Here is a 15,503-nt window from a genome sequence, read left to right as displayed (position 1 = left end):
AAGCATGGTCGCTCACAGCGAATGGAAGCACGACGGCGTCTTTGAAGGCGTTACGGAAAGCGGTAACAAGATCCAGTTCGACACGGATGCTCCGTACCCGAACGGCCCCAGCCCCATGGAAGCAGTGCTCGCCGCGCTCTGCAGTTGCACGTCCGTCGACGTCGTCTCCATTCTCAAAAAGAAGCGCCAGGACGTGACCGGTCTTCGCGTCAGCGCCGTTGCCGAGCGCGCGCCAGAGCCGCCGCGCGTTTTCACGCACATCAAGCTCACCTATGCGGTGCGTGGCAGCAAGCTGAGCCGCAAAGCTGTGGAAGATTCGGTTTCGCTCTCCAAGAACAAATATTGCTCCGTATCGAAGATGCTCGAAAAGGCGGCCACCATCGACTACGAGATCGTGTATCCCGACGGAGAACCGGAGCCATGAGACCATCGGCAAAGCGGCAGGAGATACATCCCATCGTCCGTTTTTTTCGCGCTGGGTTGTTAGTGGTGATGCTGGTGGCCATCGCGCTCCTGGCAGCCATCACCACCATGCACTTCGCCATTCACGGTGCAGAAGTGCAGGTGCCTGCCCTGAAAGATATGACCGTCGCCGAGGCGCGCAGCGAGACGGCTGCCCTGGGCCTGAATCTCGATGTCGACAACCGCTATTACTCATCCGGCGTGGCCGCGGGACACATCCTGACGCAATCACCGGCCGCCGGCTCCGTTGTCCGCCGCGAGTGGCGTGTGCGCGTATCCGAGAGCCTCGGTCCGCAGAAGGTTGAGGTGCCCAACACCGTCGGCACCGATGAGCGCGTGGCTGCGTTGAACCTGCGCCGTGTGGGCCTTTCTGTCGGAGTCAATGCGCAACTGCCCTATGCGGGTACGACAGCAGGCACCGTGCTTGCGCAGGATCCGCCTGCACATGCGCAGGGCATTGAAGGCCCCAGCGTGAATCTGCTTGTCGCCGCGCCTCCAGATGAGGCAGCGGACGGATTTGTAATGCCCGACTTCACCGGCACTCCGATCGTGGCCGCGCAAACCGCGCTTAGCCGCGTGGGCATAACCTTTGCTCCCCCAACATTCGTAGACGTCGCGATTCCCCCGGTGGGCCAGGGTAACGCACCCCCCAAACCGCCGGTCACACCCGGCTCGGTTCTCGCGCAGCAGCCGTCGCCAGGCTCTCGCGTTGATCAGAGCATGCAGGTCCATCTCACTGTGGCTCGTTAACTCAGTCCGAAGCGCACCGCCCAGCATCTAATCAGCGAATGGCAAGCGACTCGCGACAATCTGGCGCAGCAGAAGACGCGCCGAACGAAGGCATGTCGCACGCGTGGCGAGCCCTCCGCCACCGCAACTTCCGCCTCTTCTTCGGCGGACAAAGTATTTCGCTCATCGGCACATGGATGACACGGGTTGCCACCTCGTGGCTCGTGTATCGGCTCACCAAATCTGCCGTGTTGCTGGGCACAGTTGGCTTCGCTGGCCAGATCCCTACGTTTCTTCTGGCACCGCTCGCCGGGGTCGTCGTCGACCGCATTGACCGCCGCAAGGTTCTCGTCTGGACCCAGGCGTTAGCCATGCTGCAGTCGCTGCTGCTGGCGTGGCTCACACTGTCCAACCGCATCACGATCACTGAGATTCTCATCCTCAGCGCGTTCCAGGGCGTCATCAACGCCTTCGACATGCCGGGCCGCCAGTCGTTCATGATCCGCATGGTGGAAGAGCGCGCAGACCTTTCGAACGCCATCGCCATCAATTCTTCAATGGTGAATGCGGCGCGTCTCATCGGCCCTTCCCTTGCCGGAGTGGTCATCGCTGCCACCAATGAGGGCTGGTGCTTCTTCATCGACGGCATCAGCTACATCGCAGTGATCGCTTCGCTGCTCATGATGCGCGTCAAGCCCGAGACAATGCATCATCACGGCGTGACCATGCTCGAGCAACTGCGTCAGGGCTGGACTTACGTGGCGGGTTCGCGCCCCATTCGTGGCATCCTTCTGCTCTTCGCACTGCTCAGCCTGATGGGTTGGCCGTTCATGGTACTCATGCCCATCTTTGCCGCGCAGGTGCTGCACGGCGGCCCCCACACCCTCGGCTTCCTCATGGGCGCGGTCGGCGTTGGCTCGCTGGTCTCTGCCCTCTCGCTCGTAGTGCGCCGCTCCGTCCGCGGACTCACCAAGATGATTCCGATCGCCGCGGCTATCTTCGGCGTCGGTCTCATCGCATTCGGCTTCTCGCACAGCCAGTGGCTGTCACTCGTCACCATGCTGGTCACCGGCTTCGGCATGATGCAGGGATTAACAACCAGCAACACGATCCTGCAGACGCTCGTTGACGAGAAAATGCGTGGTCGGGTCATGAGCTACTACACCATGGCCTTCGTCGGAATGGCTCCGTTCGGCAGCCTCCTCGCCGGCGCGCTGGCTCATCGTATCGGCGCGCCCCGAACCGTCATCGTCAGCGGCATCGCCTGCATCATCGGCTCCCTGTTCTTCTGGGGCCGCCTAGGCGCAATCCGCCGCGACATGCGACCCATATACGAGCAACTCGGCATCATTCCGCGCCGGGAAACTTCGCCTGAAGAGATTCCGCTGGACGGAGCGGCCGAGTCCTGATCAGATCTAAACCGTCAACCTGTACGATAGTGGGTCATGGGCCTTCATGAAGATCTCGAAATCATCGCCCGGCAGGAGCGCGAACTCGTCCTTCCGCGACTTGACTCGCAGACCGCGTGGAAGCTGGGCTCGCTTCTGCGCGATCTTGCTGAAGAACGCGGACTCCCCGTCGTCATCGACATCCGCCGTTTCAGTCAGCCGCTCTTCTACGCCGCCATGGACGGCACCACTCCCGATAACGTCGAATGGGTTCGTCGCAAGAACAATGTCGTCGCCCGCTTCCATCACAGCTCCTATGCAATCGGGATCAAAGAGAAGATCAAAGGCGAGACCATCTGCGAATCGCAGGGGCTACCGCTGGCCGACTACGCGACGCACGGAGGATCGTTCCCGCTGAGCGTCGCGGGCGCGGGCATCGTGGGCAGCGTTACGGTGTCGGGTCTTCCGATGCGTGCCGACCATGAACTTGTTATCGAAGCGCTGTGCGCACTGCTGGGACGTAAGTACTCAGAGTTACAGCTTCCGCCGGGATGAGGGCGGCCGCTCACATTTTTTCGATGAGCGCGACGAAGAATCCGTCGGTTCCGAACTGGCCGGGGCGCAGCCTGAGATAACCCGCGGGTGTGACACACTGATTGAGCTTCGCCGCCGCACCGGAGATGAGGATGCCTTCGCGCTCCATCTCCTCGAGGCGCGCTTGCATTGGGGTCAACCGAGCACTTGCGGTCGCGCCGAGAACCGCTGCAATCACCTGCTCATTCTCTTCTGGTTCCAGCGAGCAAGTGGAATATGCGACCCGACCGGCGGGCAGGACCGCACGGAGGGCACTCGCCAGAATCTCCTTCTGACGCTCTGCCTGACGCGCGAAGTCACCCTCCACGAGCCTGTGGCGAATCTCAGGATTGCGTCCCAGCGTACCCGTTCCGGTGCAAGGCACGTCGGCAAGGACGAGATCGAATTCTGCTTCGAATGGAAGATGCGTTGCATCGGCCAACCTGCACTCAATCCGACCGCCGAGCGGACTCAGTCGCTCGCGCAGTGCATGCAGCCTTGGCTCGCTCACCTCGCACGCAACGATGCGCGCCTCCGGATTCCGCTCTGCAAGTACCAGGGTTTTACCGCCTGGCGCCGCGCAGCAATCCAGGATCGCCGTTCCGGTGCCCGCAATTTCACCTATGAGTTGCGAGCCCTCGTCCTGAACGCGAGTCCGGCCTTCGCGAAATGCGCTCGTAGTCGTAATGTCTCCCGCCAGAACGATCCGCGCCCGGCTCAACAGAGATCCCGGCACAAGTTCGACGCCTGCTGTGGCCAGTTCTTGCTCGACGGGCGCATCGGCTACCCGCACCCCAATCACCGGCTGGGCCTGTCCAAGACGGCATACTTCGCACGCCGTGTCCTCGCCAAATGTTTGAGTCCAGCGCTCAACCATCCATTGTGGGTACGCGCTGGTCGCATCGGCAGTCTTCTTCCCACCCGCAGCCAGCTTGCGCAGCACGGCATTCACCATGCCCGATGCAAATCGGTGACCGGCCTGCTTAACCAGTTCCACGCTTTCGTCAATCGCCGCACGTGCCGGAATGCGATCCATCTGGAGCAGTTGGAATGCGCCCAAGCGCAGCGCGATCAGCACTTCGACATCGAGCCTTGCATTCGGTTTCTTCAACAGCGGACGCACAGCAGCATCCAGCGCAATCTGCCAGCGCAATACCCCGAGCACGAGGGCCGTTGCGAGATTGCGATCAACCGCGGAGAGCTTCGAAAGCGACTGCGCACGCAGCAGATCGTCCGAATGGCGTTCGCCCCGATCGACTGCCAGCAGGATGAAAAATGCAGCTTTGCGCGCTGGGGAGACCTGCGCCATGACTCAGCCCAGCCGCATGCCCGACGCGTTCGAATGGCCCCGCAGAAACTCCGCGGCAGCCATGGGCTTCTTGCCTTCCGGTTGCACTTCGAGTAGTTCCAGCCATGTACTCTGGGCACAGGCGACGAGCATTCGTTGGTCATCCACGGCCACAGTGCCGGGAGCAAAATCAGTAGCAGAGCCTCCGGCTGATTCAGCCACACTCAGGCGATGCACGATGAGCTTCTTGCCGTCGAGAGCCGTAAAAGCTCCTGGCCACGGCTGGAAGCCGCGCCACCGATTCTTCAACTCCTGGGCGGTACGCGCTACGAAGTCCATGCGGCCATCTTCACGCGTTAGCAACGGCGCCAGGATCGCCTGCAAATTATCCTGCGGGCGCGGCGTGATGCTTTCAGCCTCCAGAAGCGCGAGGCTCTCGACCACGAGCAGGGCACCGTCCACTGAGAGCTTCTCGAAGAGGTCGGCTGCGGTTGTCTCAGGGCCAATGGGACACTCCTGTTGCAGCAGCATCGGGCCGGTGTCGAGCCCCTCATCGATCAACATCGTCGTGTTGCCCGTGACTGTTTCTCCCATGGCCACGGCCCATTGAATCGGGGCGGCTCCGCGATATTTGGGCAGCAGCGATGCGTGCAGATTGATGCAGCCGAGCCTCGGCAAAGCCAGCATCCAGGGCGGAATGATGCGCCCGTAGGCGACAATCACGATCGCATCGGGCTGAATGGCCTCAAGCTCTGTACGGAATTCTGCATTGTTGCGAATCTTTTCCGGCTGCGTGACCGCGAGTCCGGCCGCCAACGCTGTCTGCTTCACCGGCGGTGCGGTCAGTTCCTGCTTGCGGCCCACGGGGCGATCGGGTTGCGAGACGACGAGCGGAATCTCATACCCCGCGGAGATCAGCGCCTCCAGCGTCGGCACCGCAAACCGCGGAGTCCCGCAGAATACGATCTTCACGGTTCTACCAGGTTCCTTCGCGCTGCATCTTGCGGATCTTCCGCAGCGCCATGTCACGCTTCAGCCCGCTCATGCGGAAGATGAACAGCATGCCGTCGAGGTGGTCGATTTCGTGCTGGAATGCGCGCGAGAGCAGTTCCTCGCCGTCCATCTCAAACCATTTGCCGAACTCATCCTGCGCGCGCACCGTTACCTGCCAAGCGCGCTGCACCTTCTCACGAATATCAGGAAAGCTGAGGCAGCCCTCTTCTTCGTATTGCTTGCCGTCGCGCGCGATGATCTCAGGGTTGATGAGCACCAGCTTCTGCGCGGGGTCTTTGCCCATGCTGAGGTCGATCACCGTAACACGCTTCGACACGGCCACCTGCGGAGCTGCGAGGCCGATCCCCTGCGCGGCATACATCGTCTCGAACATGTCGGCAACGAACTTGCGCAACTCATCATTGAACTCGGTAACGGGTTCGCCTGGCTGCGACAGCACCGGCTCGGGATATTTAACGATCTTCAGAATCATCGCTTGCGACTAATAGCTCCTGATTTGTTCGATATAACCGGCGAAGTTTCGCTTCATCTCGAGAGCTGAGTCGCCGCCAAACTTGCGCTGAACGAGATCCGCGATGGTCAGCGCGACCATGGCTTCCGCGGCCACTCCCGCAGCCGGCACCACGCAGATGTCGCTGCGCTCATAGGCGGCGTTGGTGGCCTCACGCGTGTCGAAACGTACGGATTCAAGCGGCCGCCGCAGGGTAGAAATCGGCTTCAGATACCCGCGCACCACGATGTCTTCGCCGTTCGAAACGCCGCCCTCGATGCCGCCAGCGTTGTTCTGCTCGCGGATGAAACGCGTTGGACGGCCGTTGCTCTCCTGCGCGTAGTGGATCGCATCATGTACCTGCGAGCCGAATGATTCGGCTGCCGTAACACCGCGGCCAATCTCGACGGCCTTCACCGCCTGCAGGCTCATCACGCTCCAGGCCAGCAGCCCATCCAGGCGCTCGTCCCATTGCGCATAGGTGCCCAGGCCGGCGGGCGCCCCGTGCACCACCACCTCGAAGACGCCGCCTACGGTGTCTCCGGTGCGTGATACCTGCTCCACCTCTTCCTTCATGCGCGCTTCGGTCTCGGGATCGACGCAGCCGAGGAGAACTTCGTCCTTCGCGTTCACGGCGACGATTTCGTCCCAGGTGGCCGTGCGCTGCAGTTCCGCGTGACCCACGCGGATGACGTGGCTCAGAATCTCAATGCCCAGTTCGCGCAGCATGAGCTTGGCGAAGGCGCCGGCTGCTACGCGCGAGGTGGACTCGCGGGCGGAGGCCCGCTCTAGCACGTAGCGAGCATCGGGAAAGTTGTACTTGAGCGCACCGGCCAGGTCGGCATGGCCGGGACGCGGCGATGCAACGACCTGGTGCTTGGCGGGATCGCCGGCTTCGACGGGCAGCTTTTCTTCCCAGTTCTTCCAGTCGCGATTCACGATCTCGATCGCCACCGGCGATCCGATGGTCTTGCCGTGGCGCACGCCCGAGAGCACATGGGCCTTGTCGGTTTCGATCTTCATGCGACCGCCGCGGCCGTAGCCTTGCTGGCGACGCCACAGTTCGCGGTTCACAAATTCGAGATCGACCGGCACGCCCGCGGGGAGGCCCTCGATCAATGAGATCAGAGCCTCGCCGTGCGACTCCCCGGCACTTGAAAATCGGATCATATCTGTATTGATTGTAAAGGAATAGAGAAGTGGTGGGGGGTCACGCAGGGTGAGGGCTTTTCAGGAGGGTGGCTTCGGGCGGGTAGTGTGAAGCCGGTGTTAACCAACTTATAAAACGCGAGCATGATTGACTTGAGTCCGGTCTGGCGGGAAGCTTGGTTCCTTTAATTTGGACCCTTGAACTCCGATTCTCTATTTTCAACTAGTTAGTGCCCGAGAGGGGGAGGGGGGTGGGATGGGTTGCAGCCCGCGACGCGGCTCTGAGGGGGAGGGGGGTGGGTTAATCCTCCAGTAACCCTCTGCACCTTTTGGGCGGCCGAACCGCTGGGGGCGGGAGGAGCGAATGCTGTGTTGCCGGCCCCGCGGGAGGGGTGGGGGTACCGTCGTCGCTGATTTGGATTCGTGGCCTCCCACATCTCCGGACTGTGGGGCTGTCCGGAGATATGGGGCACCCTTGGGCTGTGGCCGGGACGGGTCGCTCTGGTAGAGGAGGAGGGGGGTAGGGGGTGGCCGAGTGACCGACCGATGGAGATGCCGGTGGGAGTGCGCAGACGGGATGGGCTGATTTGGGGCACACGTTTCCTTCGCCTGCAGTTGGGCGGCAGAGCGTTAGTATGCCGGACTGCGGGCAGGGTTTACTGTGATTGCGGTCACGAGAGCAGTTCTTAGTTCACAGTTCGCAGTTTCTACTTCGCCATCAGCACCAGAAACCATCCGTTAAGCCCCACGATTACCGAGGCGACCACCCAGGCCAAGCCCTTCTGCCACGGCGCATTGACGAACTCGCCCATGTGCTTTCGGCTGCTGGTGAATATCACCAGCGGGATTACGGCAAAACTAAGCTGGAGCGACAAGATGACCTGGCTCAGCAGCAGCAGCTTCTCTGTGCCGTGCTCGCCATAAAACGCGACCACCACGATGGTGGGAACGATGGCGATCGCACGCGTGATCAGGCGACGCAGCCAGGGGGCGAGCTTCATGTGCACGAAGCCTTCCATTACCACCTGGCCGGCGAGGGTGCCCGTGATGGACGAGTTCTGTCCAGAGGCCAGGAGGGCGACCGCGAACAGCGTGCTGGCAAACGTGGCACCCACCAGCGGGCTCAGCAGCTTGTAGGCGTCTTCGATGGCTCCTACCTCGAAGTGTCCAGTGCGATGAAACACCGCCGCAGCGACTATGAGGATGGCGGCATTTACAAAGAGGGCCAGCGTCAGGGCGAGCGCGGAGTCAAGATTGGCGAATTTGATGGCTTCTCGCTTGCCTTCCGGCGTCCGCTTGTAGCGCCGGCTCTGCACGATGGAGGAATGCAGGTAGAGGTTGTGGGGCATCACCGTTGCGCCCAGCATGCCTATGGCGATGAACAGGACTTTTCGGTCTGTCAGGATGATCGGCGACGGGATGAAGAGGCTCCCCAGCGCGGTTCCGTATTCCGGGCGGGAAAGCACCGTTTGAACGATGAACAGCGCCAGGATCGTCCCGATGAGCACGATCACGATGGCCTCGACGGCGCGGAAGCCCCAGCGCTGCAACAGGAGGATCAGCAGCACGTCCAGGCCGGTGATCAGCACTCCCCAAAAGAGCGGAATGTGGAAGAGCAGGTTCAGCGCGATTGCCGAACCGATCACCTCGGCCATGTCGCAGGCCGCAATCGCGATCTCGGCCATCAACCATAGCACCGCGCCACCGACCCGGCCGGTCGATTCGCGGCAGAGCTGCGCCAGATCGCGCTCGGTCGCGACTCCTAGTTTGAGGCTCAGGCTTTGCAGCAGGATCGCCATCAGATTGGAGAGCATGATGACGAAGAGCAGGGTGTAGCCGAACTGCGAGCCGCCCGCGATGTCGGTTGCCCAGTTGCCGGGATCCATGTACCCGACTGAGATCAGGAAGCCGGGTCCGATAAAGCCCAGCAGTCGACGCCAGTAGAAGGGCGAGCCGGAGATGCGCACGCTGGCGTTCACCTCGGGCAAAGAGGGTTCGGTCACCACTAGATCTCGATTAATGTCGGTGGCCATAGGAAGGAGAAGGGACCCAGACCTTGCTAAATGCAGTATGGCACAGGTTAGTTAATCATAGTTAATATCGAGTGATTATTCTGACTTATTTGTCCCGCCGGGGCGGAGCCAGACCGCTTCGGCGGCCGGCCTTCCGAGGATGGAGTTTCCGTTATCCAGCTCGATTGAGACGGTTTGGTCATAGTTCTGGCTGAGGACGCGGAGGGTTTGCCCGGGGCCAATTCCATTTCGATGCAGAAAGCGAAGGAGCAGCGGGTCGCGTTCCTGCAGGCTGACTACTCGGTACTGCTTGCCCTCGGGGGCCTCAGATAGAGGCACTTCGCCTTGAAGCTTTCTCGTCGCGGGGTCGAGGGGCAGCACGGCGTTGCCGTGGGGACAGGCTCCCTCGCCGAGCTTCTCTTTCAGCTTGGCCTCGAAGGCGGGCGAGACGGCATGCTCCAGGCGCTCGGCTTCTTCGTGAATCTCGTACCACTCCATGCCGAAGATCTCGCTCAGCATGCGCTCGATGAGGTGGTGGCGCAGGGCGGTCTGATAGGCGGTCTCGCGGCCTTTTTCGGTGAGGCGGACGATGCCGTCGTCGCCGACCAGGACGTAACCGTCGCGTTTGAGGCGGCGCAGGGCCATGGTTACGGCGGGCGGCGACACCTCGAGCCAGTGGGCCAACGTGGCTGGGATGACCTGGCGGCCTTCGGCCTCGGCCTCGAGAATGGCCTTGAGATAGTTTTCCTTCGAGACGTGTATCGAATCGCGCATGTATCTGTTGGGAATAGTCTAATCCGAGCCCGCGGTTTGAAAGACGACGGGCTCGGCTCCTGCTCGTCTAAGCTGTGAGGTCGGGAGACTCCGCCGGGGCCGCATGAACAGCCGAACCCTTCTGTCCGCCGTTGCGCTCTGCGCTCTTTTCGCGCCTGGCGTGTTGCGCGCGCAGGAGACGGCCGATCAACAAGGCTCCATCTTCACGACGCAGACTACTGTCGTGCTTGTTCCGACGCTGGTGCGGGATAAGAATGGTGCGATTGTTTATACGCTGAAGCCGGAGGATTTTCGGCTGACCGATGATGGCGTGCCGCAGAAGCTGACGCTGGATGCAGATGGAGGCAGCGAGCCACTGGCACTGGTGGTGGTACTCGAGGTCGGCGGCGCTGGAGCGCGGCAGTTCGAGAAATATGACACGTTGGCGCCGCCGCTTGGGCCAATGCTCGGATCTATCGTTGGCGGGGTGCAGCAGCGGCGAGTGGCGGTGGTGACCTTCGATAGCGAACCGGACCTGCTGCAACCCTTTACAAGCGATGTGGACCAGGCGGCACGGGCGCTGCGCGGGTTGCGTCCCGGGTGCGGTCGGCAGCATCATTTCGACAATTGCGCGTGGCCCACTGCCATTCACGATGTGCCGCTGGGTGACAACGGCGCCGCGATTCTCGACTCGCTCGCTTACGCCGTGAACTTGCTGCGGGTTGAGCCGCCGAGTTACCGGCGCGCGATTCTGCTGATCAGCGAGACACTCGATCGCGGCAGCCAAACGACGATTGAGCAGGCTGTGCGGGCAATCACCGAGTCGAACACGACCATCTACAGCATCGGGTTCTCCACGGCGAAGTCGGAGGCGTCGCACTATGCGGCGCGGCAGTTGCCGACGCAGCCGAGCGGCAGGCCGTCGGGGATTCTGAGCCTGGAGAACCACCATCCCAATCCGCCGAACGGGTGCATGGGCAAGGACCCGAATCCCGATCCAGATGCGCCGCTCAGCCGGTGGTCGCAGTTCTACGACTGCATGGGGCAGCTTCTGCCGCCGCTGACGTTTGCCAAGATGGCGGCGATAGCTACGGGTGACAGCCTGCAGAAGAATGTGCCGGCGACGGTGGCACGGCTGACCGGCGGCGAGTATTTCAAATTGGGCAACGAAAAGAGCCTGGAGCGGGATCTGGCGGCGATCAGCAATCGGCTGCCGAACCGGTATGCGCTGAGCTTCCATCCGCAATCGCCGCGGGCGGGACTGCATACGCTGCGGCTGAGTCTGCCTGGATATTCAGGATTGGAAGTGACGGCGCGGACGAGTTATTGGGCGGAGGCTTCAGCGACGACGGGGCATCGTTGAGGGGGCAGACTGTTTATTTTAAAGTAAACATCGGGATGAGGATGGATCGCCAGTTTTCGCCTTAATTTCGTATTTTATTCGGGTTACGGGCGAAAATGGTTACTTTGATACCGTTTGTTAAGATTATGCATTTAAATCGTTTACTTATTTATCCGGAGTCACTCCAGTTAAAAAGAAGATTTTATCTGTTATTTTTTTGGTTAACAGAACCAAGGTCGTATTGCTCGGAAGTTCATAGTACAGAAGAGAGCAACAACTCTCCTCGTGAATTGAGTGTGCGGCAAAACGGGCGGCGGCGCTGTGCCGGGGATCACAGTGTGAGGTGATACGGAAGAACCTGATTTCGGCACGATTAAGGTCGTGCCCTTTCGCATGATCATGGGCCTCATTGCAGCGCAGCGATTGAAACGCATCCCTCGGGGGCTAAAGCCCCAGGTCAACCAGGAAAGCGGCATGCGGGCTGCCTGAAGGCAGCCCCTGATACAAGACCCGTTCCGAATGGCATTCTTCAGCAGCCTGTGAAGTCGTGCGTTTCGCGCTTGTTACAAAACAAGAGGGCCGGCGCTTGGCCGGCCCTACATGCCTTCAGAGGTTGTTATTGCTTCACCCGGACCTTGGGTTCGACGCTGAGGCCGGGGCGGAGCTGGTGGTTGGGGTCATCGCGCTTGAGGTCGTCGAAGTCGATGCGGACCGGGACGCGCTGCACCACCTTGACGTAGTTGCCGGTGGCGTTCTCAGGCGGGAAGAGGCTCAGGACCGAACCGGTTGCGCCGCCGATCTGGGTGACGTGCGCGGGATAGCTCTTGCCGGTCGCGTCGACGCTGATCTCCACGGGCTGGTTGGGCCCCATGTGCTTGAGCTGGGTTTCTTTGAAGTTGGCCGTCACCCAGATGTCGCTCAGGCTGACCAGCGTGAGCAAGTTCTGCCCGCTGGAGACGTTCTGGTTCACTTCGACGCTCTTGCGGGTGATGATGCCATCGTCGGGAGCCACGATCTTGGTGTAGCTGAGGTTCAGTTCCGCCTGGTCCAACTGCGCCTGGGCCTGCTGCACCTGTGCTGCAGCCTGGCGGGCGTGCGCGTTCTGCGCCGCAATCTGCTGCGGGCCGGTCTGGGCGTATTTCACACTGGCCTCGGACGCGGCTTCCTGCTGGCGAGCCACGCGCACCGCATCGGCGGCCGCTGCCGCGCTGGCGGTGGCGTCCGCGACGGCAGCTTGCGCTGCCGCGTTTGCAGCAACGGCGGCATCGAACTGCTGCTTGCTGATGACGTCCTTCTCAACCAGCGGTTTGTAGCGTTCGAGATCGTTCTGCGCCTTGGTGGCGTTGGCCTGCGCCTGGGTTACACGGGCCTGGGCCGCCTGGAGCTGTCCCTGGGCCTGCTGCACCTGCGCGTGGCTGCCGGACAACTGGGCGTTGGCCGAGGTCAGATTGCTTCCGGTGTTGATGGTGGTGAGAGGAACGGCGACGTTCGCAGCCTGCGCTGCGGCCTGGGCGCTGGCCAGCGCGGCCTTCGCGTTTTCGACGGCGACCTGGTAGTCGCGCGGATCGAGTTCGGCGATGGGGTCGCCCTTCTTGACGACCTGATTCTCCGCCACGTCGACGTGCAGAACCTGGCCCTGAATACGCGAGCTGACCTGGATGAGGTGCCCGCTGACCTGGGCGTCGTCCGTGTCCTCATAAAAAGTGGAATGCCACCAGAACGCCAGAGCAGCGACCGCGATAATCGCGACCACGATAATGATGATGCCCCTGCGCCGCGACCGCGGCTGGACGATCTCTGTTTCCTGCTCTGTTGAAGCGGGCGTTGTCGTTGTTTCCGCCACGTCTACTTCCCTCCCAAATAACTCTTGTAGTTCTCGGCCGCACCCAGCGAACGCGCCAGGCTCAGCTTGGCAATGTTGTGCCGATAGAGACTGCTCACAAGCTGATCGTTGGCCTGGGCCACGCTTTGCTGCGCCTGAGTCACAGCCAGATTGTTGTCCACTCCTGCCACATAACGCTGTTGGGCCTGGCTCAGGGCCTCATTGGCCAGATCTACGCTGGACCGGGCCACTTCCACCTGCCGCTGGGCAGCCTGGATATCGAGCAGAGCATCGCGGACGTCGGCATCGACCTGCGCGCTGGCGTCGCTTTGGTGCGCCCGTTGCGTATCCAACTGGGCCTGGGCCTGCTCGGCCTCGCCGCGCAGCCCGAATTCCTTGAACACCGGCACGCTCACGGCGCCGGTTGCATCGATGGTTCCGTGGGAGCTGCCGAAGTTTACGCCGATGAGGCCGTAGTCCACATTGGTCATGACTTTCGGAAAGCGTTCGGCCGTCGCGCCCTTGCGCTGCTCCTCGGCCGCCTTGGTCTGCTCCACCTGGGCCTGCAGGTCCTTGCGATTGAGATGCGCCTGCTTGAGCGTGGATTCGAGATCTACCTGATCGAAGGCGGCGTAGGGGGCCTTGTCGGCAAGATTGAACTTCTGCGCCAGCGGCAAACCGATGGTTCGGGCCAGCGCGATGCGGTCCTTGTCGAGCCGGTTCTGCGCCACGATCAACTGCTGTTCGAGTGTCTGGTAGGCGACACGGGCACGTAGCTCGTCGATGAGCGGAGCGGTGCCGGCCTGGTGGCTGGCAACGGCCTGGTCGAGCGCAACCTTTGCGGTATTCACCTGGGCCTCTACGCTTTGCACCTGCGACTCATCGGCCAGCGCCAGCAGATAGGCATTGCCCACGGTGAGGATGACCATCTGCCGCGCATCATCAGCCGTGAGCTGCGCCGCGCTGAAGTTATGCTTGGACGCCAGATAGCTGCGCAGAGACTTCACATCGACGATCGACCACTGGAAATAAGCACGCAGATCTTCGTAGCCGAAGGGGCCCACAACGGTGGGGAATCCGGGAACGCGCAGGCCGAGGGCCGCCAAGTCCACCTGCTGAACCGACGCCTTGAGGTTGGCGTCGATAGTGGGCAGGAGCGCCTGCAGCGCACTGAGGCGCTCGGCGCGCGCCCCGGCGGTCTGCTGACCGCTCAGGATGACGCCGAGGTTGTTCTTGAGCCCGCGCTGCATTGCGTCGTCGAGGGTCAAATCGATGGTCTGATCGGTCGCCTGTCCGACGGGAACGCTGCCCTGGAAGCTCGATGCCGTGCTGGGCGCGGCGGAGGGCACCGAGGTCTGAATAGTCTGGGCGCTCGGCAGGGCCGGGCCCGTCTGCGCCTGCGCATTCAGCCGCGCGGTCCCTGCTGTTGCCGTCAGTCCCAGAGCCAGAAAGAGTGAACCTAACGAAGCGTAAGGCACACGGCAACGGGTTGAGAGCTTTTGTGAACAGTCAATTGGCATCAATGATCTTCGGTCCGGTCAAAACTGATAAGAAGGCGATGGCCTTATAACTTGGCTCATCCAATGGATGCAGTTCATCCGCGGCGCGGTTCTAAATCTAGTGTATCGAACGCAAAAAGACCGAAATCTGTGATGGCGGACAGGGTTGTGGACGCTAGGGTCCGCTGTCCGCCTTAGGGAGGGAGCCGGATCGACTTAGTGGATGCCGGCTTTGACCATCTGCGAGGCCAGCGAGCACAGTCCCTGGCGGAAGAGTTCGCGCACGGCTTCAGGCTTCCATCCGGCAGCGCGGGGGCCGGCGAACTCAGCCAAAGCGGCCGCCGTTTGCGCTGTTGAATAACCGGCGACTGCCCGGAGGACGAAGATAGTCCGCGTGGGGGTGGGCAGGCTCTCGAGCCATGCACGCATGCGATCGCGGTCCGGCCCGGCCATCATGCGCTCCAGTTCCTCGCGGGAGACACCGGCGGCGTCGAGGTCGTCGTCTTCGATGCAGGTATCGGCGTGCTCAAGACCGGCGGGAGCGGCGAGGCTCTCGGGGTTACGCGCTGCGATCAGATTGAGAGCGGCTGCCACAAGCGCGCGGCGGCCGGACAGCCTTGCTTCTTCCGGCTGCGAACAAGCTGACACTTCCGCGTTGGCTACGGCCGTTTCGACCAGGCGAATGGAGTCCTCGCCCTCGCCGACCAGCATGGAGGCCAGGCTGTAAAGCCCCGCAGCGATCAGGTCGAACATGCCCTCGAGGCCCTCGAACTGCTGGGCGACGGTGGCCTCGTCCTTCTGGTGGCCATCGAGCATTTTGTTCAACTTACGCGCGAAATCCTGGGCCTGCGGCGGGAGCGGCTCCCTGGGATCGAGCATGGCTTTCGGGTTCTGATCTTGATTCGGCATCGGAGCGCTCCTCTTGGGGGACTCGGCGTGCAGCGGGTGCCTACTACCATCCTCAACCCCACGGCGTCACAGG

14 protein-coding genes are annotated in these 15,503 nt (G+C 61.9%); 5 read left to right on the top strand and 9 right to left on the bottom strand.

Annotated elements, in window-relative coordinates; translation table 11 throughout:
• Positions 1 to 4 precede the first annotated feature (4 nt).
• From MOP44_RS12405 to MOP44_RS12390, 4 genes are read left to right on the top strand one after another with little or no spacing between them, the layout of a single operon-like run.
• A complete protein-coding gene (locus MOP44_RS12405; RefSeq protein WP_260796350.1) occupies positions 5 to 424 on the top strand; it encodes an OsmC family protein in 420 nt (139 codons plus the stop codon).
• Complete coding sequence (locus MOP44_RS12400) at positions 421 to 1,212, top strand: PASTA domain-containing protein (protein ID WP_260796349.1); 792 nt, start codon at positions 421 to 423, stop codon at positions 1,210 to 1,212. Before MOP44_RS12405 ends, MOP44_RS12400 begins: the two co-directional genes overlap by 4 nt.
• Positions 1,213 to 1,250: 38 nt before the next feature.
• Entirely contained in the window at positions 1,251 to 2,600 is a 1,350-nt protein-coding gene (locus tag MOP44_RS12395) for an MFS transporter (protein WP_260796348.1), read from the top strand.
• Positions 2,601 to 2,636: 36 nt separating this feature from the next.
• Complete coding sequence (locus tag MOP44_RS12390) at positions 2,637 to 3,134, top strand: heme-degrading domain-containing protein (protein WP_260796347.1); 498 nt, start codon at positions 2,637 to 2,639, stop codon at positions 3,132 to 3,134.
• Positions 3,135 to 3,144: 10 nt separating this feature from the next.
• On the opposite strand, the gene MOP44_RS12385 is transcribed toward MOP44_RS12390, so the two are convergent.
• The 6 genes from MOP44_RS12385 to MOP44_RS12360 all read right to left on the bottom strand — a co-directional run bounded on the left by MOP44_RS12385 (position 3,145) and on the right by MOP44_RS12360 (position 9,879).
• A complete protein-coding gene (locus MOP44_RS12385; protein WP_260796346.1) occupies positions 3,145 to 4,461 on the bottom strand; it encodes a transcription antitermination factor NusB in 1,317 nt (438 codons plus the stop codon).
• 3 nt (positions 4,462 to 4,464) lie between these two features.
• A complete protein-coding gene (gene fmt, locus MOP44_RS12380; RefSeq protein ID WP_260796345.1) occupies positions 4,465 to 5,412 on the bottom strand; it encodes a methionyl-tRNA formyltransferase in 948 nt (315 codons plus the stop codon).
• 4 nt (positions 5,413 to 5,416) lie between these two features.
• Positions 5,417 to 5,926 (bottom strand): peptide deformylase, encoded by a 510-nt coding sequence (gene def, locus MOP44_RS12375; protein ID WP_260796344.1) that lies wholly within the window; start codon positions 5,924 to 5,926, stop codon positions 5,417 to 5,419.
• Positions 5,927 to 5,935: 9 nt separating this feature from the next.
• On the bottom strand, positions 5,936 to 7,114 hold the full coding sequence (aroC, locus tag MOP44_RS12370) for a chorismate synthase (protein ID WP_260796343.1): 1,179 nt from the start codon (positions 7,112 to 7,114) through the stop codon (positions 5,936 to 5,938).
• Between the two features lie 686 nt (positions 7,115 to 7,800).
• On the bottom strand, positions 7,801 to 9,126 hold the full coding sequence (locus tag MOP44_RS12365; RefSeq protein ID WP_260796342.1) for an Nramp family divalent metal transporter: 1,326 nt from the start codon (positions 9,124 to 9,126) through the stop codon (positions 7,801 to 7,803).
• Positions 9,127 to 9,201: 75 nt separating this feature from the next.
• The gene (locus MOP44_RS12360; RefSeq protein ID WP_260796341.1) at positions 9,202 to 9,879 is read right to left on the bottom strand and encodes a metal-dependent transcriptional regulator; all 678 of its coding nucleotides are present in this window, start codon (positions 9,877 to 9,879) and stop codon (positions 9,202 to 9,204) included.
• Between the two features lie 103 nt (positions 9,880 to 9,982).
• On the opposite strand from MOP44_RS12360, the gene MOP44_RS12355 reads away from it, so the two are divergent.
• Positions 9,983 to 11,221 (top strand): VWA domain-containing protein, encoded by a 1,239-nt coding sequence (locus tag MOP44_RS12355; RefSeq protein ID WP_260796340.1) that lies wholly within the window; start codon positions 9,983 to 9,985, stop codon positions 11,219 to 11,221.
• 595 nt (positions 11,222 to 11,816) lie between these two features.
• Here the strand turns inward: MOP44_RS12355 and MOP44_RS12350 are convergent.
• From MOP44_RS12350 to MOP44_RS12340, 3 genes are all read right to left on the bottom strand, one after another.
• Positions 11,817 to 13,043, bottom strand: coding sequence for an HlyD family secretion protein (locus MOP44_RS12350; protein WP_260796339.1), 1,227 nt, complete (start codon positions 13,041 to 13,043; stop codon positions 11,817 to 11,819).
• 2 nt (positions 13,044 to 13,045) lie between these two features.
• Positions 13,046 to 14,500 carry a TolC family protein gene (locus MOP44_RS12345; protein WP_260796338.1) on the bottom strand — a complete coding sequence of 485 codons (1,455 nt, stop codon included), beginning with the start codon at positions 14,498 to 14,500 and terminating at the stop codon, positions 13,046 to 13,048.
• A 237-nt stretch (positions 14,501 to 14,737) separates the two neighbouring features.
• Positions 14,738 to 15,430, bottom strand: coding sequence for an RNA polymerase sigma factor (locus MOP44_RS12340; RefSeq protein ID WP_260796337.1), 693 nt, complete (start codon positions 15,428 to 15,430; stop codon positions 14,738 to 14,740).
• Positions 15,431 to 15,503: the final 73 nt, after the last annotated feature.

The organism is Occallatibacter riparius (genome assembly GCF_025264625.1).
Taxonomy (GTDB): Bacteria; Acidobacteriota; Terriglobia; order Terriglobales; family Acidobacteriaceae; genus Telmatobacter; species Telmatobacter riparius.
This window is presented reverse-complemented; position numbering and strand designations above follow the sequence as displayed.